Annotated in this window: 19 protein-coding genes; 11 read left to right on the plus strand and 8 right to left on the minus strand. The window is 69.6% G+C overall.

The genetic code is table 11. From position 1 onward, the window contains the following. Positions 1 to 25: 25 nt before the first annotated feature. Complete coding sequence (locus tag ACFVUT_RS31115) at positions 26 to 829, plus strand: methyltransferase domain-containing protein (protein WP_389656292.1); 804 nt, start codon at positions 26 to 28, stop codon at positions 827 to 829. Positions 830 to 876: 47 nt separating this feature from the next. Here the strand turns inward: ACFVUT_RS31115 and ACFVUT_RS31120 are convergent, their stop codons facing one another. Next, positions 877 to 1,467, minus strand: a complete 591-nt coding sequence (locus ACFVUT_RS31120) for a DUF4232 domain-containing protein (protein WP_389656289.1) — start codon at positions 1,465 to 1,467, stop codon at positions 877 to 879. A gap of 536 nt (positions 1,468 to 2,003) precedes the next feature. Here ACFVUT_RS31120 and ACFVUT_RS31125 point away from each other — a divergent pair. Together ACFVUT_RS31125 and ACFVUT_RS31130 are read left to right on the plus strand one after the other, a co-directional pair. After that, entirely contained in the window at positions 2,004 to 3,236 is a 1,233-nt protein-coding gene (locus ACFVUT_RS31125) for a sensor histidine kinase (protein WP_389656286.1), read from the plus strand. Further along, complete coding sequence (locus ACFVUT_RS31130; RefSeq protein WP_389656283.1) at positions 3,233 to 3,910, plus strand: response regulator; 678 nt, start codon at positions 3,233 to 3,235, stop codon at positions 3,908 to 3,910. The genes ACFVUT_RS31125 and ACFVUT_RS31130 overlap by 4 nt, the downstream gene beginning before the upstream one ends. 27 nt (positions 3,911 to 3,937) lie before the next feature. Here ACFVUT_RS31130 and ACFVUT_RS31135 read toward each other — a convergent pair whose 3' ends face one another. Then, the gene (locus tag ACFVUT_RS31135) at positions 3,938 to 4,477 is read right to left on the minus strand and encodes a hypothetical protein (RefSeq protein ID WP_389656280.1); all 540 of its coding nucleotides are present in this window, start codon (positions 4,475 to 4,477) and stop codon (positions 3,938 to 3,940) included. 389 nt (positions 4,478 to 4,866) lie between these two features. Between ACFVUT_RS31135 and ACFVUT_RS31140 the strand changes: the two genes are divergently transcribed. Next, complete coding sequence (locus tag ACFVUT_RS31140; RefSeq protein WP_389656277.1) at positions 4,867 to 7,188, plus strand: MMPL family transporter; 2,322 nt, start codon at positions 4,867 to 4,869, stop codon at positions 7,186 to 7,188. A gap of 266 nt (positions 7,189 to 7,454) precedes the next feature. Here the strand turns inward: ACFVUT_RS31140 and ACFVUT_RS31145 are convergent, their stop codons facing one another. The 3 genes from ACFVUT_RS31145 to ACFVUT_RS31155 all read right to left on the minus strand — a co-directional run bounded on the left by ACFVUT_RS31145 (position 7,455) and on the right by ACFVUT_RS31155 (position 9,671). Continuing rightward, complete coding sequence (locus tag ACFVUT_RS31145) at positions 7,455 to 7,604, minus strand: hypothetical protein (RefSeq protein WP_389656274.1); 150 nt, start codon at positions 7,602 to 7,604, stop codon at positions 7,455 to 7,457. A gap of 5 nt (positions 7,605 to 7,609) precedes the next feature. Continuing rightward, the gene (locus tag ACFVUT_RS31150) at positions 7,610 to 8,830 is read right to left on the minus strand and encodes a macrolide family glycosyltransferase (protein WP_389656271.1); all 1,221 of its coding nucleotides are present in this window, start codon (positions 8,828 to 8,830) and stop codon (positions 7,610 to 7,612) included. Positions 8,831 to 9,017: 187 nt separating this feature from the next. Next, complete coding sequence (locus ACFVUT_RS31155) at positions 9,018 to 9,671, minus strand: CatB-related O-acetyltransferase (protein WP_389656268.1); 654 nt, start codon at positions 9,669 to 9,671, stop codon at positions 9,018 to 9,020. A gap of 102 nt (positions 9,672 to 9,773) precedes the next feature. On the opposite strand from ACFVUT_RS31155, the gene ACFVUT_RS31160 reads away from it, so the two are divergent. Further along, positions 9,774 to 10,418 carry a TetR/AcrR family transcriptional regulator gene (locus ACFVUT_RS31160; RefSeq protein ID WP_389656265.1) on the plus strand — a complete coding sequence of 215 codons (645 nt, stop codon included), beginning with the start codon at positions 9,774 to 9,776 and terminating at the stop codon, positions 10,416 to 10,418. 224 nt (positions 10,419 to 10,642) lie between these two features. Here the strand turns inward: ACFVUT_RS31160 and ACFVUT_RS31165 are convergent, their stop codons facing one another. Then, positions 10,643 to 11,005, minus strand: a complete 363-nt coding sequence (locus tag ACFVUT_RS31165; RefSeq protein WP_389656262.1) for a DoxX family protein — start codon at positions 11,003 to 11,005, stop codon at positions 10,643 to 10,645. A 10-nt stretch (positions 11,006 to 11,015) separates the two neighbouring features. Continuing rightward, the gene (locus tag ACFVUT_RS31170; protein WP_389656259.1) at positions 11,016 to 11,189 is read right to left on the minus strand and encodes a hypothetical protein; all 174 of its coding nucleotides are present in this window, start codon (positions 11,187 to 11,189) and stop codon (positions 11,016 to 11,018) included. Positions 11,190 to 11,268: 79 nt separating this feature from the next. On the opposite strand from ACFVUT_RS31170, the gene ACFVUT_RS31175 reads away from it, so the two are divergent. Next, entirely contained in the window at positions 11,269 to 12,153 is an 885-nt protein-coding gene (locus tag ACFVUT_RS31175; protein ID WP_389656256.1) for a LysR substrate-binding domain-containing protein, read from the plus strand. A gap of 157 nt (positions 12,154 to 12,310) precedes the next feature. Here the strand turns inward: ACFVUT_RS31175 and ACFVUT_RS31180 are convergent, their stop codons facing one another. Further along, positions 12,311 to 12,715, minus strand: a complete 405-nt coding sequence (locus ACFVUT_RS31180; RefSeq protein ID WP_389656253.1) for a cupin domain-containing protein — start codon at positions 12,713 to 12,715, stop codon at positions 12,311 to 12,313. 235 nt (positions 12,716 to 12,950) lie between these two features. Between ACFVUT_RS31180 and ACFVUT_RS31185 the strand changes: the two genes are divergently transcribed. The 5 genes from ACFVUT_RS31185 (at position 12,951) to ACFVUT_RS31205 (ending at position 18,135) form a co-directional block, all read left to right on the plus strand. Continuing rightward, the gene (locus tag ACFVUT_RS31185) at positions 12,951 to 13,514 is read left to right on the plus strand and encodes a carboxymuconolactone decarboxylase family protein (protein ID WP_389656249.1); all 564 of its coding nucleotides are present in this window, start codon (positions 12,951 to 12,953) and stop codon (positions 13,512 to 13,514) included. Continuing rightward, a complete protein-coding gene (locus tag ACFVUT_RS31190) occupies positions 13,511 to 15,016 on the plus strand; it encodes a sugar ABC transporter ATP-binding protein (RefSeq protein ID WP_389656246.1) in 1,506 nt (501 codons plus the stop codon). The genes ACFVUT_RS31185 and ACFVUT_RS31190 overlap by 4 nt, the downstream gene beginning before the upstream one ends. After that, positions 15,013 to 16,029 (plus strand): ABC transporter permease, encoded by a 1,017-nt coding sequence (locus tag ACFVUT_RS31195; RefSeq protein WP_389656243.1) that lies wholly within the window; start codon positions 15,013 to 15,015, stop codon positions 16,027 to 16,029. Before ACFVUT_RS31190 ends, ACFVUT_RS31195 begins: the two co-directional genes overlap by 4 nt. Before the next feature lie 67 nt (positions 16,030 to 16,096). After that, complete coding sequence (locus ACFVUT_RS31200; RefSeq protein WP_389656240.1) at positions 16,097 to 17,056, plus strand: sugar ABC transporter substrate-binding protein; 960 nt, start codon at positions 16,097 to 16,099, stop codon at positions 17,054 to 17,056. 167 nt (positions 17,057 to 17,223) lie between these two features. Further along, positions 17,224 to 18,135: a LysR family transcriptional regulator gene (locus tag ACFVUT_RS31205; protein WP_389656237.1), complete on the plus strand. Its 912-nt coding sequence runs from the start codon at positions 17,224 to 17,226 to the stop codon at positions 18,133 to 18,135. The last annotated feature ends 8 nt before the right edge of the window (positions 18,136 to 18,143 follow it).

Consider the following 18,143-nt stretch of genomic DNA (forward strand, 5'->3'; position numbering starts at 1 on the left):
TGCGTCCGTCTGTCAGAATCGCCGGATGGCCGACCACGACGCCGCCCGGGGCTACCTGCTGGACAACAGCCAGTCGGAGGCGGGTATCCGCTTCGAGGCCCTCGCCGAGCTGTTCGACCCGGTGACGTTCCGGCACGTCGACCGACTCGGCATCGGTGCCGGCATGCGGTGCTGGGAGGTCGGTGCCGGCGGTCCCTCCGTACCCCTCGGTCTGGCCGAGCGAGTCGCCCCGGGAGGTCGGGTGATCGCCACCGATATCGATGTGTCGTGGACCCGGGACATCGGCGGGGGAGTGATCGACGTGCTGCGGCACGACGTGTCGGCCGACGCGCCGCCGTCCGGCGGTTTCGACCTTGTGCACGCCCGGCTGGTCCTGGTGCACGTCAACGATCGCGCCGGGGCGCTGCGCCGGATGGTTCAGGCCCTGCGGCCCGGCGGTCGGCTGCTCCTGGAGGATGCCGACCCGGGGCTGCAGCCGCTGTTGTGTCCGGACGAGTCCGGTCCCGAACAGCAGCTCGCGAACCGGCTGCGATCCGGCTTCCGTGCCTTGATGGCGGCACGCGGCGCGGACCTCGCGTACGGTCGAACCCTGCCCCGGCTGCTGCGTGAGGCCGGGCTCAAGGACGTTCAGGCCGACGCGTACTTCCCCATCACCTCGCCGGCCTGTGCCGTTCTTGAGACTGCGACCGTGCGACAGATCCGCCGCCGTCTGGTGGCGGAAGGGCTGGCCACGGACGGGGAGATCGACCGCCACCTGGCGAACGTCGCCGGCGGACGCCTCGATCTTGCCACCGCCCCCATGGTCTCCGCCTGGGGACGCCGCCCGTAGCACGTCTCCGACCGTACGTCAGATGGCCCCGGGCGGCCGCCCTTCCGTCAGCCGCTCACCGCTGTCGTCCTGAAGAGCCCGCCACAGATGAGGGGTTGAGAGGTGCTCAGGGTCAGGGCCCTCCGGGAACCGGGTGGGTAGACCCGGAGATAGTCGGGCCGGTCCCAGCATCCCGAGCCCTTGATCCCGCGGTTGAGGGTGTGCAGGGTGACCTCGGCCGAGCCTCCGGCCCCGATGACGGTGACCCGGCCGGCGGCGCCCTCCCGGTCGGCGGGTTCGCCGATCACGCTGCCGTCGCGCCTGATCAGGGACACCCCGGGGAAGCCGGTCAGGGTGCAGGAGCCCGAGGACTTGTTCACCAGCGTGAGCCGGTAGTGGATCTGTCCCGCGCCCGCGTCGCCCTGCCGCAGGCTCATGGCCAGTGCCTCGGTCGTGCAGCGCCCCGGACCGCTGCCGGTGGCCGGGGCGGACGTGGCAGCCGAGGCGCGCGGGGTGGCGGCCCCGCCGGGAGCCGGCTCGCCCGGCGCGACGGGAGCATCCGGGGCGGTGCTGTCGGGGGCCGGCCTGCTTGATCCCGCGGAGACGGCCGAGGGGGAGGCGCCGTCGTTGCAGCCGGCGAGGCCCACGGCAAGGGACACGACCGCCACCGGGACGAGGGCGTACCGGCGGAGCCCGCACCTGCTCCCGGCAGGTCCGCGCTCGCGTGGAAGGAAGGACCGTGCGGATGGTGAAGTGATGGTTCGCGGAGTGGAGTCCATGGTTCTCGCCTGCTCGCTTCCGTGCCTCCTGAATCATCCACTCCGGCACGGGAGTACGGTCCGGCACGGGAGTACGGTCCGGCACGGGAGTACGGTCCGGACCATGCCCGGCGGGAGCGGTGGCCGGAACCGGCGGCGGACGGCACGGGTACAGACGGTGAACCCGCGCGGGTCGGGGCGTGGGCCCGAGGGACGAGGCGAGCCGGGCATCGGGTCCGTCCACGGTTCGATCGGTTTCACGCCCTGGTCCGCCTCACGCAGCGCTGCTGCCCTGAGCTCAAGGTCAAAGATCAAGTCGAGTGCATGTACCGGCCATGGTGTGCCACGGACGCACGACGGGAGTCGTTCGAGTGAACCGTCCCGGTGTACTGCGTTCGCAGTACACACGCGCCGCTGACCGATGTGACGATCAGCGTATGACCTGGCCACAAGCGGAGGGAAAGCCCCCCGAGGTTCCGGCGCCGCTGCGCAGACCGCGGATCTGGGAGGTGACGGCCCTGACCGTGTTGTGCATCGGCGTGATCGTCGATGCCCTCACCATCCCGTGGAGCGGTGACCCGCTGGGCAGCCGTTACGCCGCGCTCGCCCTGTTCCTCGGCGGTGTGGCTCTTGCCCGGCGGCATCCATGGCCCGGCCTCGTCCTGATCGCAGGGAGCCCGGTACTCGCCGCGGCGCTCGACGCGGAGCCGCTGCCCTACTGGTCCTTCGTGGTCTTCGCGGCGTTCCTGGTCGCCCTGCGCGGCCTGCCGGGGCTGCCCGTCGGGCTGCTCACGGGACTGGGGAACTACACGGCTCTCTCCTTGGCCATGGGCACCGGCGGATGGAGTCAGTTGGGTTCGATCGCGGCGGCGCTGTGCCTGGCCGCCGCCGCTGCCGGAAGCGCCATTCGCCAGCACAGCCGCTACTGGGACGAGCTGTGCCGACGGGCCCGCGACGCCGTCGTGACGCGCGAGGCCGTCGCTGAGCGGCGTGTCGCCGAGGAACGACTCCGGATCGCGCGCGATCTGCACGACGGCATGGGGCACGAGATCGCCGTGATCAACATGCATCTCGGCGCAGCGGAGGTGCATCTGCCGGCCGGGGCCCAGGGTGACGCCGCGAGGACGGACCTCGCCGCCGCCCGGGCCGGAGTACAAGGAGTGCTGCGCGAGACCCAGAACCTGCTCGGTGCGCTGCGGCTGGGCGGCGACGGCACGCCCGTAGCCGACTACCGCGGCATCCCCGCGCTCATCGAGTCCGCGAGGGCCGCCGGTCTGGCGGTCGACGCGGAGATCGCTCCCGTCCCTGAAGGGCTGCCGTTGACGGTGGGCGCCGCGGCGTACCGCATCATGCAGGAGGCGCTCACCAACGCGAGGCGCCACGGTTCGGGGGGCGTGTCGGTGCGGGTGGGGCAGACCGACGGCGTCGTGATCGTGGAGACGGTGAACGTGCGCGCGGAGTCGGAGGGCCGGCAGAGCCAGGCCGGCAGCGGTTTCGGGCTTGTCGGGATGAGGGAGCGGGCCGAGTCGGTGGGCGGCAGTCTGCAGGCCGCCGCAGAAGGCCGATTGTTCAAGCTGCGCGCTGTGTTGGGGCCGTCCCCGCAAGACGGGGGCGACGAGCAGGGCGTACCGAATCCGGGCAGGGGCCCGGCGGGAGAGGAGGCCCAGTGATCCGCGTGATGATCGTGGACGACCAGCCGATGATCCGCATGGGGCTGCGGACCATGCTGGAGGCGCATCAGGACATCGAGGTGTGCGCCGAGGCGGGCGACGGACTGGCGGCGCTGGCCGAACTGGCCGAACTGGCAGAGTTGGAGCAGTCCCGGCCCGATGTGGTGCTGATGGACATTCGGATGCCCGGCATCGACGGTGTGGAGACCACCCGTCGGATCCGCGCCGCCCATTCCCCCGAGTCCCTGCGGATCGTCGTTCTGACGACGTTCGATCACGACGCCAATGTTCTGGCGGCGCTGCGTGCCGGGGCCAACGGATTCCTCAGCAAGGGAGTGGGACCGACCGAACTCACCGATGCGGTCCTGGAGGTAGCCGCGGGCGGCGGGGCGCTCACTCCGGCCGCGGCCGCCGCGCTCATCGGGCATGTCGCCGACGCGACCGAGGCCCCGCCGGACGAGGAGGCGCAGGCGCTCTTCGCGGGACTGACCCCGCGGGAGCGCGAAGTGGTCGAGGCCATCGTCTCCGGTCAGGACAACGCGGAGATCGCACGCCGCATGTACGTCTCGCCCTACACGGTGAAGACGCACGCCAACCGGGCCATGTCGAAGGTGGGGGTTCGCGACCGAGCGCAGTTGGTCTCGCTCGCGGTCAGGGCCGGATTCCGTCCCTGACCGCGAGCCCTCTGTGGCGCGGACGCCTCACCGAAGCAGCTCCGCCGCCTGTTCGGCGGTGCTGTACAGCTCCTCGTAGGCACGGTCCAGCTGGGGTGCGGCCTTGGCGGTGGCTCGGTTGCGCACGGCGGGGTGGACGACGAAGGGGACGACCCACAGCAGCAGGCCGATGGCGCCCAGGACGACGGAGAGGGGCGTCATGCCGGCGTCGAGACTGAACACCGAACCGGCGAGCAGACCGGAGCCGGCGACCCCGAAGCCCCAGGCGGAGGCCCTCGCGGTCGCGGCCTTGTTCCGCTCAAGTCGCTCGATCCTCGTCAGGGCCTCCTCGGCCGTCCGCTGCAGTTCGTCGGCCACGGTGCGGTTGCCGATGTGGCGGTCGCGCTTGAACTTCAGGGTGATGCCGCCGGTCGGGCGCACCGAGTTCAGGTAGCCGTCGAACGTCCAGCCGAAGCTCTGGTGGATGTCGCGGTACAGGGACTCCTTGTGCCGCGAGGTCTGCACCGTCAGATAGTCGTACGTGGTGTGTGCGGACGGTGCGGACTGCTCAGGGACGGACGCGATCATGGTGATCGACCTCCAGACGATTCGTGATCCTCCGCTCGGTGCGGGGGCGTACGGCCATCCTGCGGGCGGGAGGCGACCCGTACGTCGTCCGGCTGAAGCGTCCTTCTGTACTGCGTTCGCACTACGTGCTGAGCATCATTCAGGGGCCGTGCCGACGACGTCTCTTGCTCGCGGGCAGGGGAGATCGATCGCGGTGCGACTGAGCTTCGCGGAGCACGCCGCGTGCGGTACGCCCGCACGACGGCCTCCGCCCGATTCCGTGGCGGAAGAAGCCGGGCACGTACCGCGAGCGCAGTACACGCAGTGACGGCGGTTGAACGACGACCGAAACGCCTGTTCCCGAGACGGTTGTGAGGACCGAAGAACAGGACGTGGAAGGCGCGATCGCTTTGGCTACTCTCCTTTATCATCTGGGCCGCGGAGCCTTCCGTCGGCGTCGATGGGTCATGCTCCTGTGGGGACTGATCCTTGTCGGAGTCGGGGTCGGCGCTGTTGTGGCGCCTTCCGCCGAGGACGAGACCACGACGATGCCCGGAATCGAATCCCAGCGGGCTTTCGACCTCATGGACCAGCGCTTCCCGGAAGCGGCCTCGGACGGGGCGACCGCACGCATCGTGTTCGTCGCCCCCGACGGGCAGAAGGTCACCGCTGCCCAGAACCGCACGGTGATCGACACGGCGGTGAAGGACTCCGCCGCCGCACAGGGCGTCGCCTCCGCCGTGGGCCCGTTCCAGGCGAACGCTGTGAGCAAGGACGCGACCACCGCCTACGCCACGGTGACCTTCAAAGAAGCGGCGAACGAACTGACCGACACGGACAAGGAACCGGTGCAGGCCGCCGTCGACCGGGCCCGCGCGAGCGGCATGACCGTCGAGGTGGGCGGTGACGCGCTGGCGGATCAGGTGGAGGCAGGAGGTCCGGCGGAGGGCATCGGTGTCATCGTGGCTGCCTTGGTGCTGCTGGTCACCTTCGGGTCATTGGTCGCGGCCGGCCTTCCCCTGCTGACCGCGGTGATCGGCGTCGGCGTGTCCGTCCTGGCCGTCGGCGCCCTGGCCAGCACCCTGGGACTGTCGTCCTCGACCAGTTCGCTGGCCTCCATGCTCGGCCTGGCCGTCGGCATCGACTACGCGCTGTTCATCACCTCCCGCTACCGCGAGGAGCGCGGTAAGGGGCGCACGGCCCGGGAGGCCGCCGGCATCGCTGTGGGTACTGCGGGCTCGGCTGTGGTGTTCGCGGGACTGACGGTGATCATCGCGCTGGCCGGGCTGTTCGTCGTCGGGATCCCGACGCTGACCACCATGGGCTTCGCCGCCGCAGGTGCCGTCGCCGTCGGGGTGCTCGTGGCCCTCACGGCAGTGCCCGCGCTTCTCGGCTTCTGGCCCAACGCGGTGCTGCCGCGCAAGCTGCGCAAGGTCGCCAAGAACGCGAGGGCCCGTGTGGTGGTGCCGGGCAAGGGGCGCAAGGCCCGCCGGCGCGCCGCCGCCGACGCCGCGGACGCCGCGGTGGTGTCCGCGGCCCTCCAGGGAGTCGGCGCACCACGCCGCAACAACGGCGGGAGCCTGTGGGCACGCTTCGTCATACGTCGGCCTCTGCCGGTGCTGATTGCCGCGGTGATCGGTCTGGGCGTGGTCGCCCTTCCGGTGCTGGGACTCCAATTGGGCATGCCGGGCGATGAGTCGAAGTCTGTCTCCACCACCGAGCGGCGTGCCTATGACGCGCTGGCCGATGCATTCGGCCCCGGCTTCAACGGCCCTCTCACCGTGGTCGTCGACGCCCAGGGTGCGGAAGACCCCCAGGGCGCGGTCACCCGGATCAGCGAGGACCTGTCCGACACGGACGGTGTGGTGTCGGTGTCCACGGCGGGGTTCAACGAGGCGGGCGACACGGCAGTCCTGTCGGTGGTCCCCTCGACGAGCCCGACCGATGAGGCCACCGTCGATCTGGTCCATACGATTCGCGATCACCGCGCCTCGATCGTGAGGGGCACCGATGCCACCTTCGAGGTCACCGGCGCCACCGCGCTGAACATCGATGTCGCCCAGAAGATCCAGGACGCCCTGGTGCCGTACCTGATCCTCATCGTCGGCCTGGCGATCGTGCTGCTGATGATCGTGTTCCGCTCGGTGCTGGTCCCCCTCAAGGCCGCCCTCGGCTACCTCCTGTCGGTGCTGGCCGCCCTGGGCGCAGTGGTTGCCGTGTTCCAGTGGGGCTGGGGGGCCGATCTGCTGGGCGTGGAACAGCCCGGCCCCATCATGAGCATGATGCCGATCTTCCTGGTGGGCATCGTCTTCGGACTCGCCATGGACTACGAGGTCTTTCTCGTCTCCCGGATCAGGGAGTCCTTCGTCCAGGGAGAGAGCCCGAAGTCGGCAGTCGTCAGCGGCTTCAGGGCCAGCGCCCGGGTCGTCGTGGCAGCCGCACTGATCATGATGTCGGTCTTCGCCGGTTTCGTCACCGCGGACGAGTCGATGGTCAAGACGATCGGGTTCGGCCTCGCCATCGCCGTCCTTTTCGACGCCCTTGTGGTCAGGATGGCGTTCGTACCGGCCGTGCACGCTCTGCTCGGCCGCTGGGCCTGGTGGCTGCCGCGCCCTCTGGCCAAGGTCCTTCCGAAGGTGGACGTCGAGGGAGAGTCTCTCGCCCGTCGTTCGCCGGCCCCGTCGGCAGTTGGCCCGGCCCGACCGGCCGAACGCGAACGCATGGGCGTCTGACACAGCGGTGAGCATCGGGCCGCCTGTGTCCCCGGACCGACACAGGCGGCCCTTTCGGTCGGTGCGATGGGGGTGGTGACCGGTGCGATGGGGGCGGTGAGCTGAACAAGTGGTGTGCGCGTGCTTGACCACATCGCGCCGGGTTGCCCGTGGGATTCCACTCCGGCATCCCTGCATTCCGGGTGCGTCCACGGGTGGCGCGGCGATCCGAGCGAAGCGTGCCGGCTGGCCCGGGCATGACGTCATGCGCCGCATGGGCCGTCTGTTCAGGCCCGGCGCAGCGGTGCGAGTGCCGAGGTCAGGGTGACGACCTCGGTGAGCATCTGCTGCAGCGCGCTCTCGTGGCGTTCGTTGGGCGCGAACGTCCTGTATTGCTCGAAGTCGCTCTGCAGCGACAGATGGACCTGGGTGTGCACGGTCGTCAGCTGGACCGCTCCTGCGATGTGGCGCAGATGGTCGAGCGCGCGGGCGCCAGCATGTTGTCGATGAGGTCGGCAGCGCGTGGGGTGCCGCCCTCGGCCCGGGCGGCGGCCTGCAACCGCCGGGATCGGTGGCGGCGTTCCGGGTCCGTGACCAGGTCGTTCAGCGCCACGCGAAGGGTCTCGGCGGTGGCGTTCGCGGTGTCCACACGGCGGGCGACGCCGAGTTCCACGAGCTGGTCGGCGTTCATGAACTGGTCGGCCCCCTGCGGCACGGCAATCATGGGAACGCCGGCGAGAAGCCCCTCGCCGCAGCCGCCCATGCCGGCGTGGGTGACGAAGGCGTCCGCCTGTTCCAGGATCGCCCGCTGCGGGATCCAGGAGTGCACTTCGACGTTGGCCGGGATGTCGCCGAGACCCCCGGGGTCGGTGTACTTGCCGATCTGGAGGACGACGTGCCAGCCGGGCAGGTCACCGAAGGCGGCGAGGCACTGGCGGTAGAACTCCGGTCGGTGCGTGTACGCGGAGCCCAGGGAGATCACGAGCACGTGGTCGGCGGCGACGGGGCGGGTCCAGCCGTCCGTGTCCGCACGGGTGTCGAAGCAGGGGCCGACGAAGGTCACCGCGTCGGTGTCGACCCGGTCGGCGTGCGGTTGCATCGCCCGCGGGATCAGGGCGAGGGCCCGTGCGGGCGAACCGGAGAAGGCGTCCACGTCCAGGGTGGTCGCCCCGGAGCCGGCGAGCCACTGCGCGAATCCGGCTCGATACGTGTCGGCGCCCGGCAACTTCTTCAGATGCGCCGCGACGTCCTCTTCGTAGCCGTCCCAGCCGACGAACGTCGGGGACAGTTGCACGAGGGGACGCCCCTGCGACTCGGCGAGGGCGCGTGCGGCGTAGGCGCCGATGTCGTAGAGGTAGAGGTCGGCCGGGTCGTCGTCGTAGGCGGCGCGCAGTTGTGGGAGCGCCTGGACGGCGTCGTCGAGGAAGAGGCTCGCCGCGGCGATGGGGTCGTCGGGCCAGTTGTTGTCGGCGAACGGCAGAGTGGAGGTGCAGGGCACCAGTTCCGCGCCGACGGACGTGATCCGGTCGGCCACGAACGGGTCATTGGCATAGGTGACCCGATGGCCGCGGGCCACCAGCTCGCGGATGACCGCCAGGCTGGGCAGGACGTGGCTGACGACGGGTACGCCGGCCATCGCGATGTGGGCACGAGGGCGGGGCATGGTCGATCACTCGTTTCCATGGGCGGGTGGCGATCAAAGGGTGCTGCGGGCGGGGCGTGTCCGCCGGTAAAGGGTGCTGCGGGCGGGGCGTGTCCGCCGGTAAAGGGCGCTGCGGCCGGGGCGTGTCCGCCGGTAAAGGGCGCTGCGGCCGGGGCGTGTCCGCCGGTACGACGACACCTCCCGGATGTCAGGGCCGGCCGGTCTGCGAGGCGACCGCCTCCAGTTCCGCGATCGACCCCGACATGATCGTCCGTACGTGCTCGGTGATGTGCTGCACGGGCCAGTCCCACCACGCCACGGCGAGGAGGCGGGCAACGTCCGCGGCCTCGTAGCGGGTGCGGATGAGCCGGGCGGGATTGCCGCCGACGATGCCGTAGTCGGGGACGTCGCCGGTGACCACGGCGCCGGAGGCGATGATCGCGCCGTGGCCGATGCGTACACCGGGCATGACCGTGGTGCCGTGGCCGAACCAGACGTCGTTGCCGACGATCGTGTCGCCCCGGCCGGGCAGGTCCGTGATCAGGTCGAAGTGCTCCGCCCAGGAGCCGCCCATGGTGGGGAACGGGAAGGTGGACGGGCCGTCCATGCGGTGGTTGGCGCCGTTCATGATGAACCGGGTGCCCGTGCCCAGCGCGCAGTACTTGCCGATGACGAGCCGTTCGGGCCCGTAGTGGTACAGGACGTTGCGCGTCTCGAACGCGGTCGGGTCGTCGGGATCGTCGTAGTAGGAGAAGTCACCGACCTCGATCAGCGGCGACTTCACCAACGGCTTGAGCAGGACGACGCGCGGGTGCTCGGGCATCGGATGGAGTGCGGTCGGGTCGGCCGGGACGGGCTGCATCGTGGAGGCGGTTCCTCTCAAGCGGACAGTTAGAGCGACATCTGTCGCGTTAAGATGCTGGCACACCCCAGTCACGTTGATCAACCGGATACTGGATTCCCGATGACAGATCTGCCGGCCACGACGCCGGATCGCCGTCCCGGCGGTCGCACCGCCCGCATTCGCGCCCAGGTTCTCGACGCGGTGCGCGCCGAACTCACTGAAGGCGGTCACGAAGGACTCACCGTGGAGGGTGTCGCGACGCGCGCGGGCGTGCACCGCACCACGGTCTACCGGCGCTGGCGGGATGTCGGCGGTCTGCTCATCGACGTCATCGATGCCGCCGGCGAGATCGACTGGCAGCCGCCGGACACCGGCTCCCTGCGCGGCGATCTGACGGCTCTCAACCAGGAGATCCAGGAATCCTTGACCGTACAGCCGTCGTTCGCCGTCGCTCTGATGGCCGTCTCGTTCCACTCCGAGCAGGCCGCGCGGGCGCAGAAGAAGTTGTGGGCGGACCGGTACGCCCAGTGCGAAGTCCTCGTCGACCGCGCGGTCGAGCGGGGCGAACTCCCCTCGCGGCACACGGACGCGCGAACCCTGCTGATCGTCGCCACGGCGCCGGTCTACCACCAACTGGTGCTCCTGCGTGCCGATCCCGACCCGCAGCTCCCGGAGCGATCCGCCGCGGCGGCGGTGTCGGCAGCTGCCGCGGGTGCCTTTTCCGTCCTTCGGGAAGAGGATCCGGCCGGTCGTGACGCTCGTTGAGTCGACGACCACGGACCGGAACGCGTACGTGGCAGCCCGCGCCCGGGTACTCCTTGTTCGCCCAGCGGTTGATCCCGGCCCCGGCCCTGGCCAGGGGGCACGGCCCCGCCCCTCCCGGCAGTGGCGTCAGGAGGCCGACTTGCGTGGGCCGTCGGAGTGGTGGCTGCTGAACAGCCGCTGCGGCCGGTGCCCGTGCCTGCCGACCCGGCCGCCTGTCCTTGAGGTCACAGCCGGGTGGCCGCCAGCCATACGGTCACGGCCGCGGTGAGGATGAGCGTGATGTTGAGGGCGATCCGGTGGTCCCCGATGCGCAGGTGGACCACGGTCGCGCCGATCTGCAGGATCACGAAGCCGGTGGCCGCGGCGAGGGCCGTCCAGGGACCGATGTTGCTCAGTGGCGGGAGGAGGAGCCCTATCGCGCCGAGCACTTCGATCAGCCCGAGGCCCCTGACGGCCGGCATGGGCACGGCGTCCACCCAGGCCATCATCGGCCGGAGCCGGTCACGACTGTGGACCAGCTTCACCCCGCCCGCGTAGAGGTAGAAGAGGGCAAGCAGGCCGGCGACGATCCAGTATGCGGCGTTCACGGATGTCCCTTCATATCGAGCAGTTGCAGGTGAGCGCGCGGGCGTGGCCGGTGTTGCTGCCGTTTTCGAGGACGCGCGGGCGTGTGGTGCCCCGAAGGACGGTCCCGCCGTCGCCCGGGCCGACCGCCGATACGGCGGGGGCGGAGTCCGGGAGCGGCGCACCGGCCCTCTCTTCGTCGGTCATGCCTCGATTCCACGGCCCGGGCACCGCGCTGTCCAGGACTCGTTCCGCGACGTCGATACCGTATGGGTATCGTTCCTGTATGGAGCTACGGATGCTGCGCTATTTCGTGGCGGTGGCCGAGGAACTGCACTTCGGCCGGGCTGCCGCCCGGCTGCACATGAGCCAGCCGCCGCTGAGCCGGGCGATCAGACAGCTGGAGACGGACGTCGGCGCCACTCTGTTCCACCGGTCGTCCACCGGTGTTTCGCTCACCGCGGTGGGGGCGGTGCTGCTCCAGGAGGCGCGCGGTCTGCTCGACCAGGCCGACCGGGTACGCGAACGCGTGGCCGCAGCGGCCGGTGCCGCATCCCTCACCGTCGGCCTTCTGGGCGACAGTACCGATCCCGGCGTCCGCCGGCTGGCTGACGACTTCCGCCGGCGGCACCCGCATGTCGAAGTCCGCATCCGCGAGACCGGCCTGGACGACCCCACCTGCGGACTGCACGCCGGGCGGGTCGACATCGCCCTGACCCGTGCGCCGTTCGACGAAACGGGCCTGACCGTACGCGAGTTGTGTGCCGACCGAGTAGGAGCGCTGCTGCGCGCCGACGATCCGCTGGCCGGCCGTGACGCTGTGCACCTGGCAGACCTGGCCGATCGCCGCTGGTTCGTCTTCCCGGAGGGCACCGACCCCCTCTGGCAGTCGTACTGGAACGGCGGAGAACCCCGCGAAGGACCGGTCGTGCACGCGGTCCAGGAGTGCCGTCAAGCCGTGCTCTGGAACGGCACGGTCGGGATGACGCTCTTGACCCACGAGCCGGGAGCGGGGCTCGCTGTCGTGCCGCTGGTCGACATGGAGCCGAGCCGCGCGGTGGTGGCATGGAGCGACGGCGACACGAATCCGCTGGTCCGCTCGTTCGCCGCGGTCGCGATCGCCGCCCATGACCGCAGTGCGTCGCACCGCCGCACCGGCACGGTCAGCTGAGTCGCGGTAACGCCCAGTGCTTTTCGGGGGCCACCTGAAGTGGCGCGGCGGAGACCATGACTCCGGTGACGTGCGTCCGGTCCGACGGTGACGATGTGGCGGACGCGGGCCTCCCCACCGGACAGCGGCCGTGCCCCGGCGCCCGGGTACCGCGTCATCAGCCCATCTGATCCTGTGCCGACAGGTGCTCCACCGTCACGCCGGTCTCGGTGAACGTACGCGTCACCGTCCCCGACGAGTAGACCCACAGGATGCGGAGTGGGCCGTCGCCGATGTTCCTGAAGAGATGAGGGATGGGCGAGGGGACGTACGTGGTGTCGAACTGCTCAAGCTTCGTGACCACACCGTCGACGACCACCTCCGCCACCCCCTCGATGATCGTCACGTGCTCGTCGCAGTTGTGCGAGTGCAGTGGCGCACCCGAGCCGACCGGATACACGCTCATCCCGCTGGTGATCCGGTTTTCGCCACCGGCCGAGGACGTCGTGATCAGTGGTGTCGTCACCACCGCTCCGCCTCGGTCGAGCAGGGGTACGGACGCGGTCTTGATGATGGTGGTCATCCGGGAGTTCCTCTCCGCCGAACGGTGATGCGTCGAACGACGGTAGGTGGTGACCCCCAAAAACGGGGGCCCTCCGGCATGCAGCTTTACCTTGCAATCCACGAGGGGTGAGCTCTCTGAACCTGGTTGTACCGTCGGCTCGCATCGCACGGCGTTCCGTTCCGTGCCTGAAACGCTCGGGAAAGAGAAGGCAGGTACCGGACCGATGAGGCTATCCGTTCTCAGCGATGAGGAAATGAGTCCGCGGCAGCAGGAGTTGGCTGCTCGCATCGCCGGCCGCCGGGGTGCGGTCCGAGGCCCGTTCCGGGTCTGGCTGCACAGCCCGGAGATGTGCGAGCGTGCTGAGTCTCTCGGCGCCTTCGCCCGGTTCGACTGCGGCCTGCCCAAGCATCTGCGTGAGTTGGCGCTGCTGATGGCGGCCCGCAACTGGGACGCGCAGTATTCGTGGAACGCGCATGTGCGGCAGGCGATCGACGCCGGTGTTCCGGAGGCTGCCGTGCAGGCCATCGCCGAGAACCGTGAGGCCGTCTTCGACGACGAGGCGGACGTGGCTTTCTACCGGTTCTGCCGGGAGGTTCTCAGGGATCACTTCGTGTCCGACGAGACCTTCGCCCGCGCTCATGCGTGCTTCGGTTCCAAGGGACTGGTCGATACGATCGGCGCGCTCGGGAACTTCACCATGCTCGGCATGTGCCTGAACACCTTCCAGGTGGACCTCCAGCCCGACCGGACCCCGCCCTTCCCGGACATCCGCGGCTACGGCCGGGTCGTCCCGGGTGGCGATCAGGCACAGCCGTGACTTCCCTCAGGACGTCCGAGGCCGTGGTTCGGGTGCGGGGCATCAGCAAGAGCTTCGGCGGGGCGGCGGCGCTCAAGGAAGTCGACCTCGATCTGTACCCGGGCGAGGTGCACGCGCTGATGGGTATGAACGGTGCCGGGAAGTCGACCCTGGTGCAGATCCTTTCCGGGGTGTACCAGAGCGACAGCGGCACCATCGAGGTGAACGGTGACCGACAGGCCGGGCTGACCGTGCGCAGGGCACGCCGCCTCGGTGTTTCCTGCGTGCCGCAGCGCCGGGAACTGGCCATGGGGCTGACCGTCGCCGAGAACGTCATGCTGGGCGACCTGCCGACCCGCCGCGGCAGCGTCCGCTGGAAGACGGTCAGGGCCGAGGCGCGCAAGGCGCTGTCGCACCTCGGTATCCGGATCGACGTCGACCGGATCGCGGGCTCGCTCACCGTCGCCGAACAGACCATGGTGGAGGTCACCCGAGAGGTCCGCAGGGGTGGCCGCGTCCTCATACTCGACGAGCCGACCGCCTGCCTGAGCGCGGGGGCCGCGGGCCAGATCAGGGATCTGGTGCGCACCCTGCGCGACGAGGGCGTCGCCATCGTCTACATCTCGCACTACATCGACGAGGTCATGGCGATCGCGGATCGCATCACGGTTCTGCGGGACGGCGCCCGGGTGGGCAGCGCACCCGCCTCGGAGATGGATCCCGCGGGACTGGTGCGGAGCATGGTCGGCCGGGACGTCGTCTCGCAGCGCCCGGAGCGGCCCGCCCCGAGGGCCGAAAGGGGTCTGGCCGTACGTGGTCTGAGTCATGGGCGGGCCATCCAGGACTTCACCGTCGACGTGCGCAAGGGCGAGATCGTCGCCGTCCTGGGCCCCGCCGGGGATGCGCAGTCGCACCTGTTCGACCTGCTCTCCGGACGGCGGCGACCGGACGCCGGCCACCTGTCCGTCGACGGCCGCCCCGTGCCGTTCGGCCGGGTCTCGGCCTCGCTCGCCAGCGGTCTTCGCTGCGTGACGGGTGACCGAAGGGCTCTGGGACTGGTTGCGGGACTGTCCCTGGACGAGAACCTGATGCTGGCCGACGACCGGTTCTCGCGCCGCAGGGTGCACCGCCGCAGTGAACTCGCGGCCCGCGCGGCGCCCGTGCGCCGCAGCTACGGCGTGGTCGCCCTCACCGGCAACCCTCCGGTGGGCACGCTGTCCGGGGGCAATCAGCAGAAGGTCCTGCTGGGCAAGTGGCTGGAGACCGAGCCGGTCGCCTGCTTCCTCGAAGACCCCACCAACGGTGTGGATGTCGCGGCCATGGCCGACATCCACGCCCTCGTCGACGACCTCGCCTCGCGGGGCGTGGCCGTGCTGCTCGCCTCTTCGTCCGCCGAGGAAGTCATGCGTCTGGCCGACCGCGTCGTCGTTGTCAGTGCCGGCCGCACGGTCGCCGCACACGACATCGACGCCGTCACCCGCGACGAGCTCGTCGCCACAGCTCTGGGAGGTCAACCGCAGTGAGTCTCAAAACCCCCACCACCGTCCCCGATGCCGTGGCCGGGCCGTCCGAGCCGACAGGATCCCGCCTTACCCCGCGGGCCCTCTTGGCGATTCCGCACGGCGGACTGATCCTCGTCCTCTTCCTGGTGGTGCTCTTCACCGCTCTTCAGGCGGACTCGTTCACCACCTCGCAGAACCTGCTCAACGTGCTGCGCCAGGTCAGTGTCACCGCCGTGATCGCGGCCGGGCTCACTCTGCTGATGACCGCCGGCGGCATGGACTTCTCCATGGGCAGCAACGCGGCCGTCACCGTGGCCGTCGCCGCGCAGATGGTGTCCCACGGCTGGTCCACCGCCGTCACCGTTGTCCTCACGCTGCTCCTGGCCACTCTCATAGGACTGGTGAACGGCCTGGTCGTGACCTTCACCGGGGTCGCTCCGTTCGTGGCCACACTGGCCTCGGCGCTGCTGCTGGACGGCGTTGCCCTGCTCGTACTCAACGGCATGAGCATCTCCATCGGTGAGAAGATGTCCGCCCTCGGCGGCTCCAGCATCCTCGGCATCCCGTATCTGCTGGTCGTGGCGGTGCTGGTGTTCGTCGTGATCGGCCTGGCCATGCGGTTCACCACCTTCGGCCGTGACGCCTTCGCCATGGGAGGCAACGAGCATGTGGCCCGGCTGAGCGGCATCAACGTCTCCGGGCGCAAGCTCGCCCTGTACGCGCTCGCCGGCGGCCTCGGGGGACTGGCCGGGCTGATGCTCCTCTCCCGGCTCGGGGCGGCCGCACCCAACACCGGCGGCCTGCAACTCCAACTGACCGCCGTCGCCGCGGTGGTCATCGGAGGCACCTCCCTGGCCGGCGGTCGCGGAACCGCCGTGGGCACCGTCTTCGGCGTGGTCCTGCTGGGCGTCGTCGCCAACGCCCTCAACCTGCTCCAGGTCAACAGCTATTACCAGTACGTGGTGACCGGCGGTGTGCTCCTCGTCGCGGCCGTCATCAACGAGTTCCAGCGAAAGCCCGAGCCGGGGCGCTGAAGCCCTCGGGCCGGCGGCGCTGCTCCTCGTACTCCCTTCTCTTCAAAGACGCAGGAATGGACACCTCATGAAGCCCACTGCCCTGTCCCGCCGCGCCGTCGCGGCCTCGTTCGCCGGTACCGTCCTGGTGCTCTCCGGCTGCGGTACGGGCTCCGACACCGGCGGTGCCGAGAACGGTTCGGTCACCCTCGGGTTCGTCAACGGCGCCAACACACACTTCCACACCTGTCTGCTGAAGTCCGTCGAGCAGACGGCGAAGGAGGCCGGAGCCACGATCTACTCGGCCAACTCCAAGCAGGACGCGGGGACGGAGCTGTCCAACATCGAGGACATGATCGCCCGGAACGTGGACGCCCTGATTGTCCAGACGGTCAACGTCGACGCCCTGGAGGGCGACATAGCCAAAGCCAAGGCTTCGGACATCCCGATCTATCTGACCTCGGTGCCCACGGACGACATGTCGGACGTCCTGGGCGCCGCCGTGGTCGACCTCAAGAAGGTCGGCGGCCTGGACGCCGACTGGATCGAGAAGGACGCCGCGGGCAAGCAGGTCGACGTCGGAGTGATCGCGGGCGCTCCCGGAGCCGCGTCCGACCTCCTGGTCACCGGCTTCACCAGCGGCCTTCCCGCCACCGCGAAGGTGGTCGCCAACCAGCCCGCCATGTTCAACCCGGCCAAGGCGCAGGACGTCGCCGAGAACATGATCCAGGCCCACCCCGGCCTGGACTACGCCTTCGTCGCCAATGAGGAGATGGCCCTCGCCGTGCGCAAGGCATTCGACACCGCCAACGCCAAGGACGTCAAGATCGTGACCGTCAACGGCACCGAGGAGGGTGTGGCCGCCGTCAAGGACGGTCGCTTCTCCGCCACCGTCGCCAACTCGGCCATGACGCTGGGCCGGACCGCGGTCAACAACACCATGGGTCTGCTCGACCACGACAAGACTGTTGACAAGATCGCCAACATTCCTCTTGTCTTGGTCACCAAGGACAATCTGAGCGAGGCACCTCAGTACTGCCCGAAGTAGCAGATGCCCACCGGGCCGCGGTGTCTGCTGTGCCATGTCCCAGCGGCATGTTCGCCTGTCACCGGAATGTTCTGCGCAAGCCGCGCCACAGAGCGCTCCGGTGAAGGCGGTCCCACGTACCCCCGGTCTCGGTGTCGTCCGAGCGCGAGGGAACCTCCGGAGGAACCATGGATCGCTTGCTCCTCATGCACAGTTTCGTGACCGTCGCGCAGTCCGGAAGTTTCAGTGGGGCCGCCAAGAAGCTGGGTTCGTCCGGCTCGCTGGTGTCACGTCACGTCGCCGAGCTCGAACGACAGGTGGGAGTCCGCCTGGTCAATCGCACCGCCCGGTCGGTGAGTCTCACGGAACCGGGGCAGCGGTACGCCGAGTTCGCCGCGCGGATTCTGGAGGAGATAGAGGCCGAGGACGCCGGCATCGCGCACCTGCACGACCGCGCGGAGGGCACGCTCAGCGTCATCTGCCCCAAATGGATCGGCAGTCTGGATCTGGGCGACGCCATAGCCGCCTTTTCAGCGGCGCATCCGAAAATTCTGATCCGCTTCGAGCTCGGCGGCATGTCCGACCGGACCTACGATTTCCTGGACAGCGGATTCGATGTCGCCTTTCACACACGGGATCTGCGGGATTCCAGCGTCCGGCTCAAGAAGATCGCCTCGCTCCCCTTCGTGCTGTGTGCGTCGAAGGCGTACCTGGACCGGCACGGGCCGCTCGCCGAACCCAACGAGATCGCCGCGCACGCCTGCCTCGTGCACGTCAACGACCCCGTGTGGCGCATCGGTCACGGACACGCCTCCACGCTGCACAAGATCCGCAACGTGGCCTTCTCGTCCAACTCCTACATCGCCCTGCAGAAGGCGGCCGTGCACGGCCGCGGCATCGCCCTCCTGCCGCAGCGTCCGGCCTATGACGACCTGATCTCCGGTGCGCTGGAGGTCCTGCTCCCCGAGCTCGCGGTCCCCGACCGCCCGCTCTTCGCGATCTACGGCCCCGGACAGGCCACCCCGCGAAAAATATCCGTATTTCTCGACTTTCTCGCCGAATGGTTCTCGGGCAATCCCATTCCGACGATCGGCAGATGACCCGGCCC

It is taken from the genome of Streptomyces sp. NPDC058051, assembly GCF_042885475.1.
Classification (GTDB): Bacteria; Actinomycetota; Actinomycetes; order Streptomycetales; family Streptomycetaceae; genus Streptomyces.

Coding starts and splice junctions, on each gene's coding strand:
- ACFVUT_RS31180 (WP_389656253.1), bottom strand. CDS start 12,715: ATGACCACCATCATCAAGACCGCGTCCGTACCCCTGCTCGACCGAGGC.
- ACFVUT_RS31155 (WP_389656268.1), bottom strand. CDS start 9,671: ATGCAGCCCGTCCCGGCCGACCCGACCGCACTCCATCCGATGCCCGAG.
- ACFVUT_RS31160 (WP_389656265.1), top strand. CDS start 9,774: ATGACAGATCTGCCGGCCACGACGCCGGATCGCCGTCCCGGCGGTCGC.
- ACFVUT_RS31185 (WP_389656249.1), top strand. CDS start 12,951: ATGAGTCCGCGGCAGCAGGAGTTGGCTGCTCGCATCGCCGGCCGCCGG.
- ACFVUT_RS31115 (WP_389656292.1), top strand. CDS start 26: ATGGCCGACCACGACGCCGCCCGGGGCTACCTGCTGGACAACAGCCAG.
- ACFVUT_RS31175 (WP_389656256.1), top strand. CDS start 11,269: ATGGAGCTACGGATGCTGCGCTATTTCGTGGCGGTGGCCGAGGAACTG.
- ACFVUT_RS31135 (WP_389656280.1), bottom strand. CDS start 4,477: ATGATCGCGTCCGTCCCTGAGCAGTCCGCACCGTCCGCACACACCACG.
- ACFVUT_RS31170 (WP_389656259.1), bottom strand. CDS start 11,189: ATGACCGACGAAGAGAGGGCCGGTGCGCCGCTCCCGGACTCCGCCCCC.
- ACFVUT_RS31125 (WP_389656286.1), top strand. CDS start 2,004: ATGACCTGGCCACAAGCGGAGGGAAAGCCCCCCGAGGTTCCGGCGCCG.
- ACFVUT_RS31200 (WP_389656240.1), top strand. CDS start 16,097: ATGAAGCCCACTGCCCTGTCCCGCCGCGCCGTCGCGGCCTCGTTCGCC.
- ACFVUT_RS31150 (WP_389656271.1), bottom strand. CDS start 8,830: ATGCCCCGCCCTCGTGCCCACATCGCGATGGCCGGCGTACCCGTCGTC.
- ACFVUT_RS31205 (WP_389656237.1), top strand. CDS start 17,224: ATGGATCGCTTGCTCCTCATGCACAGTTTCGTGACCGTCGCGCAGTCC.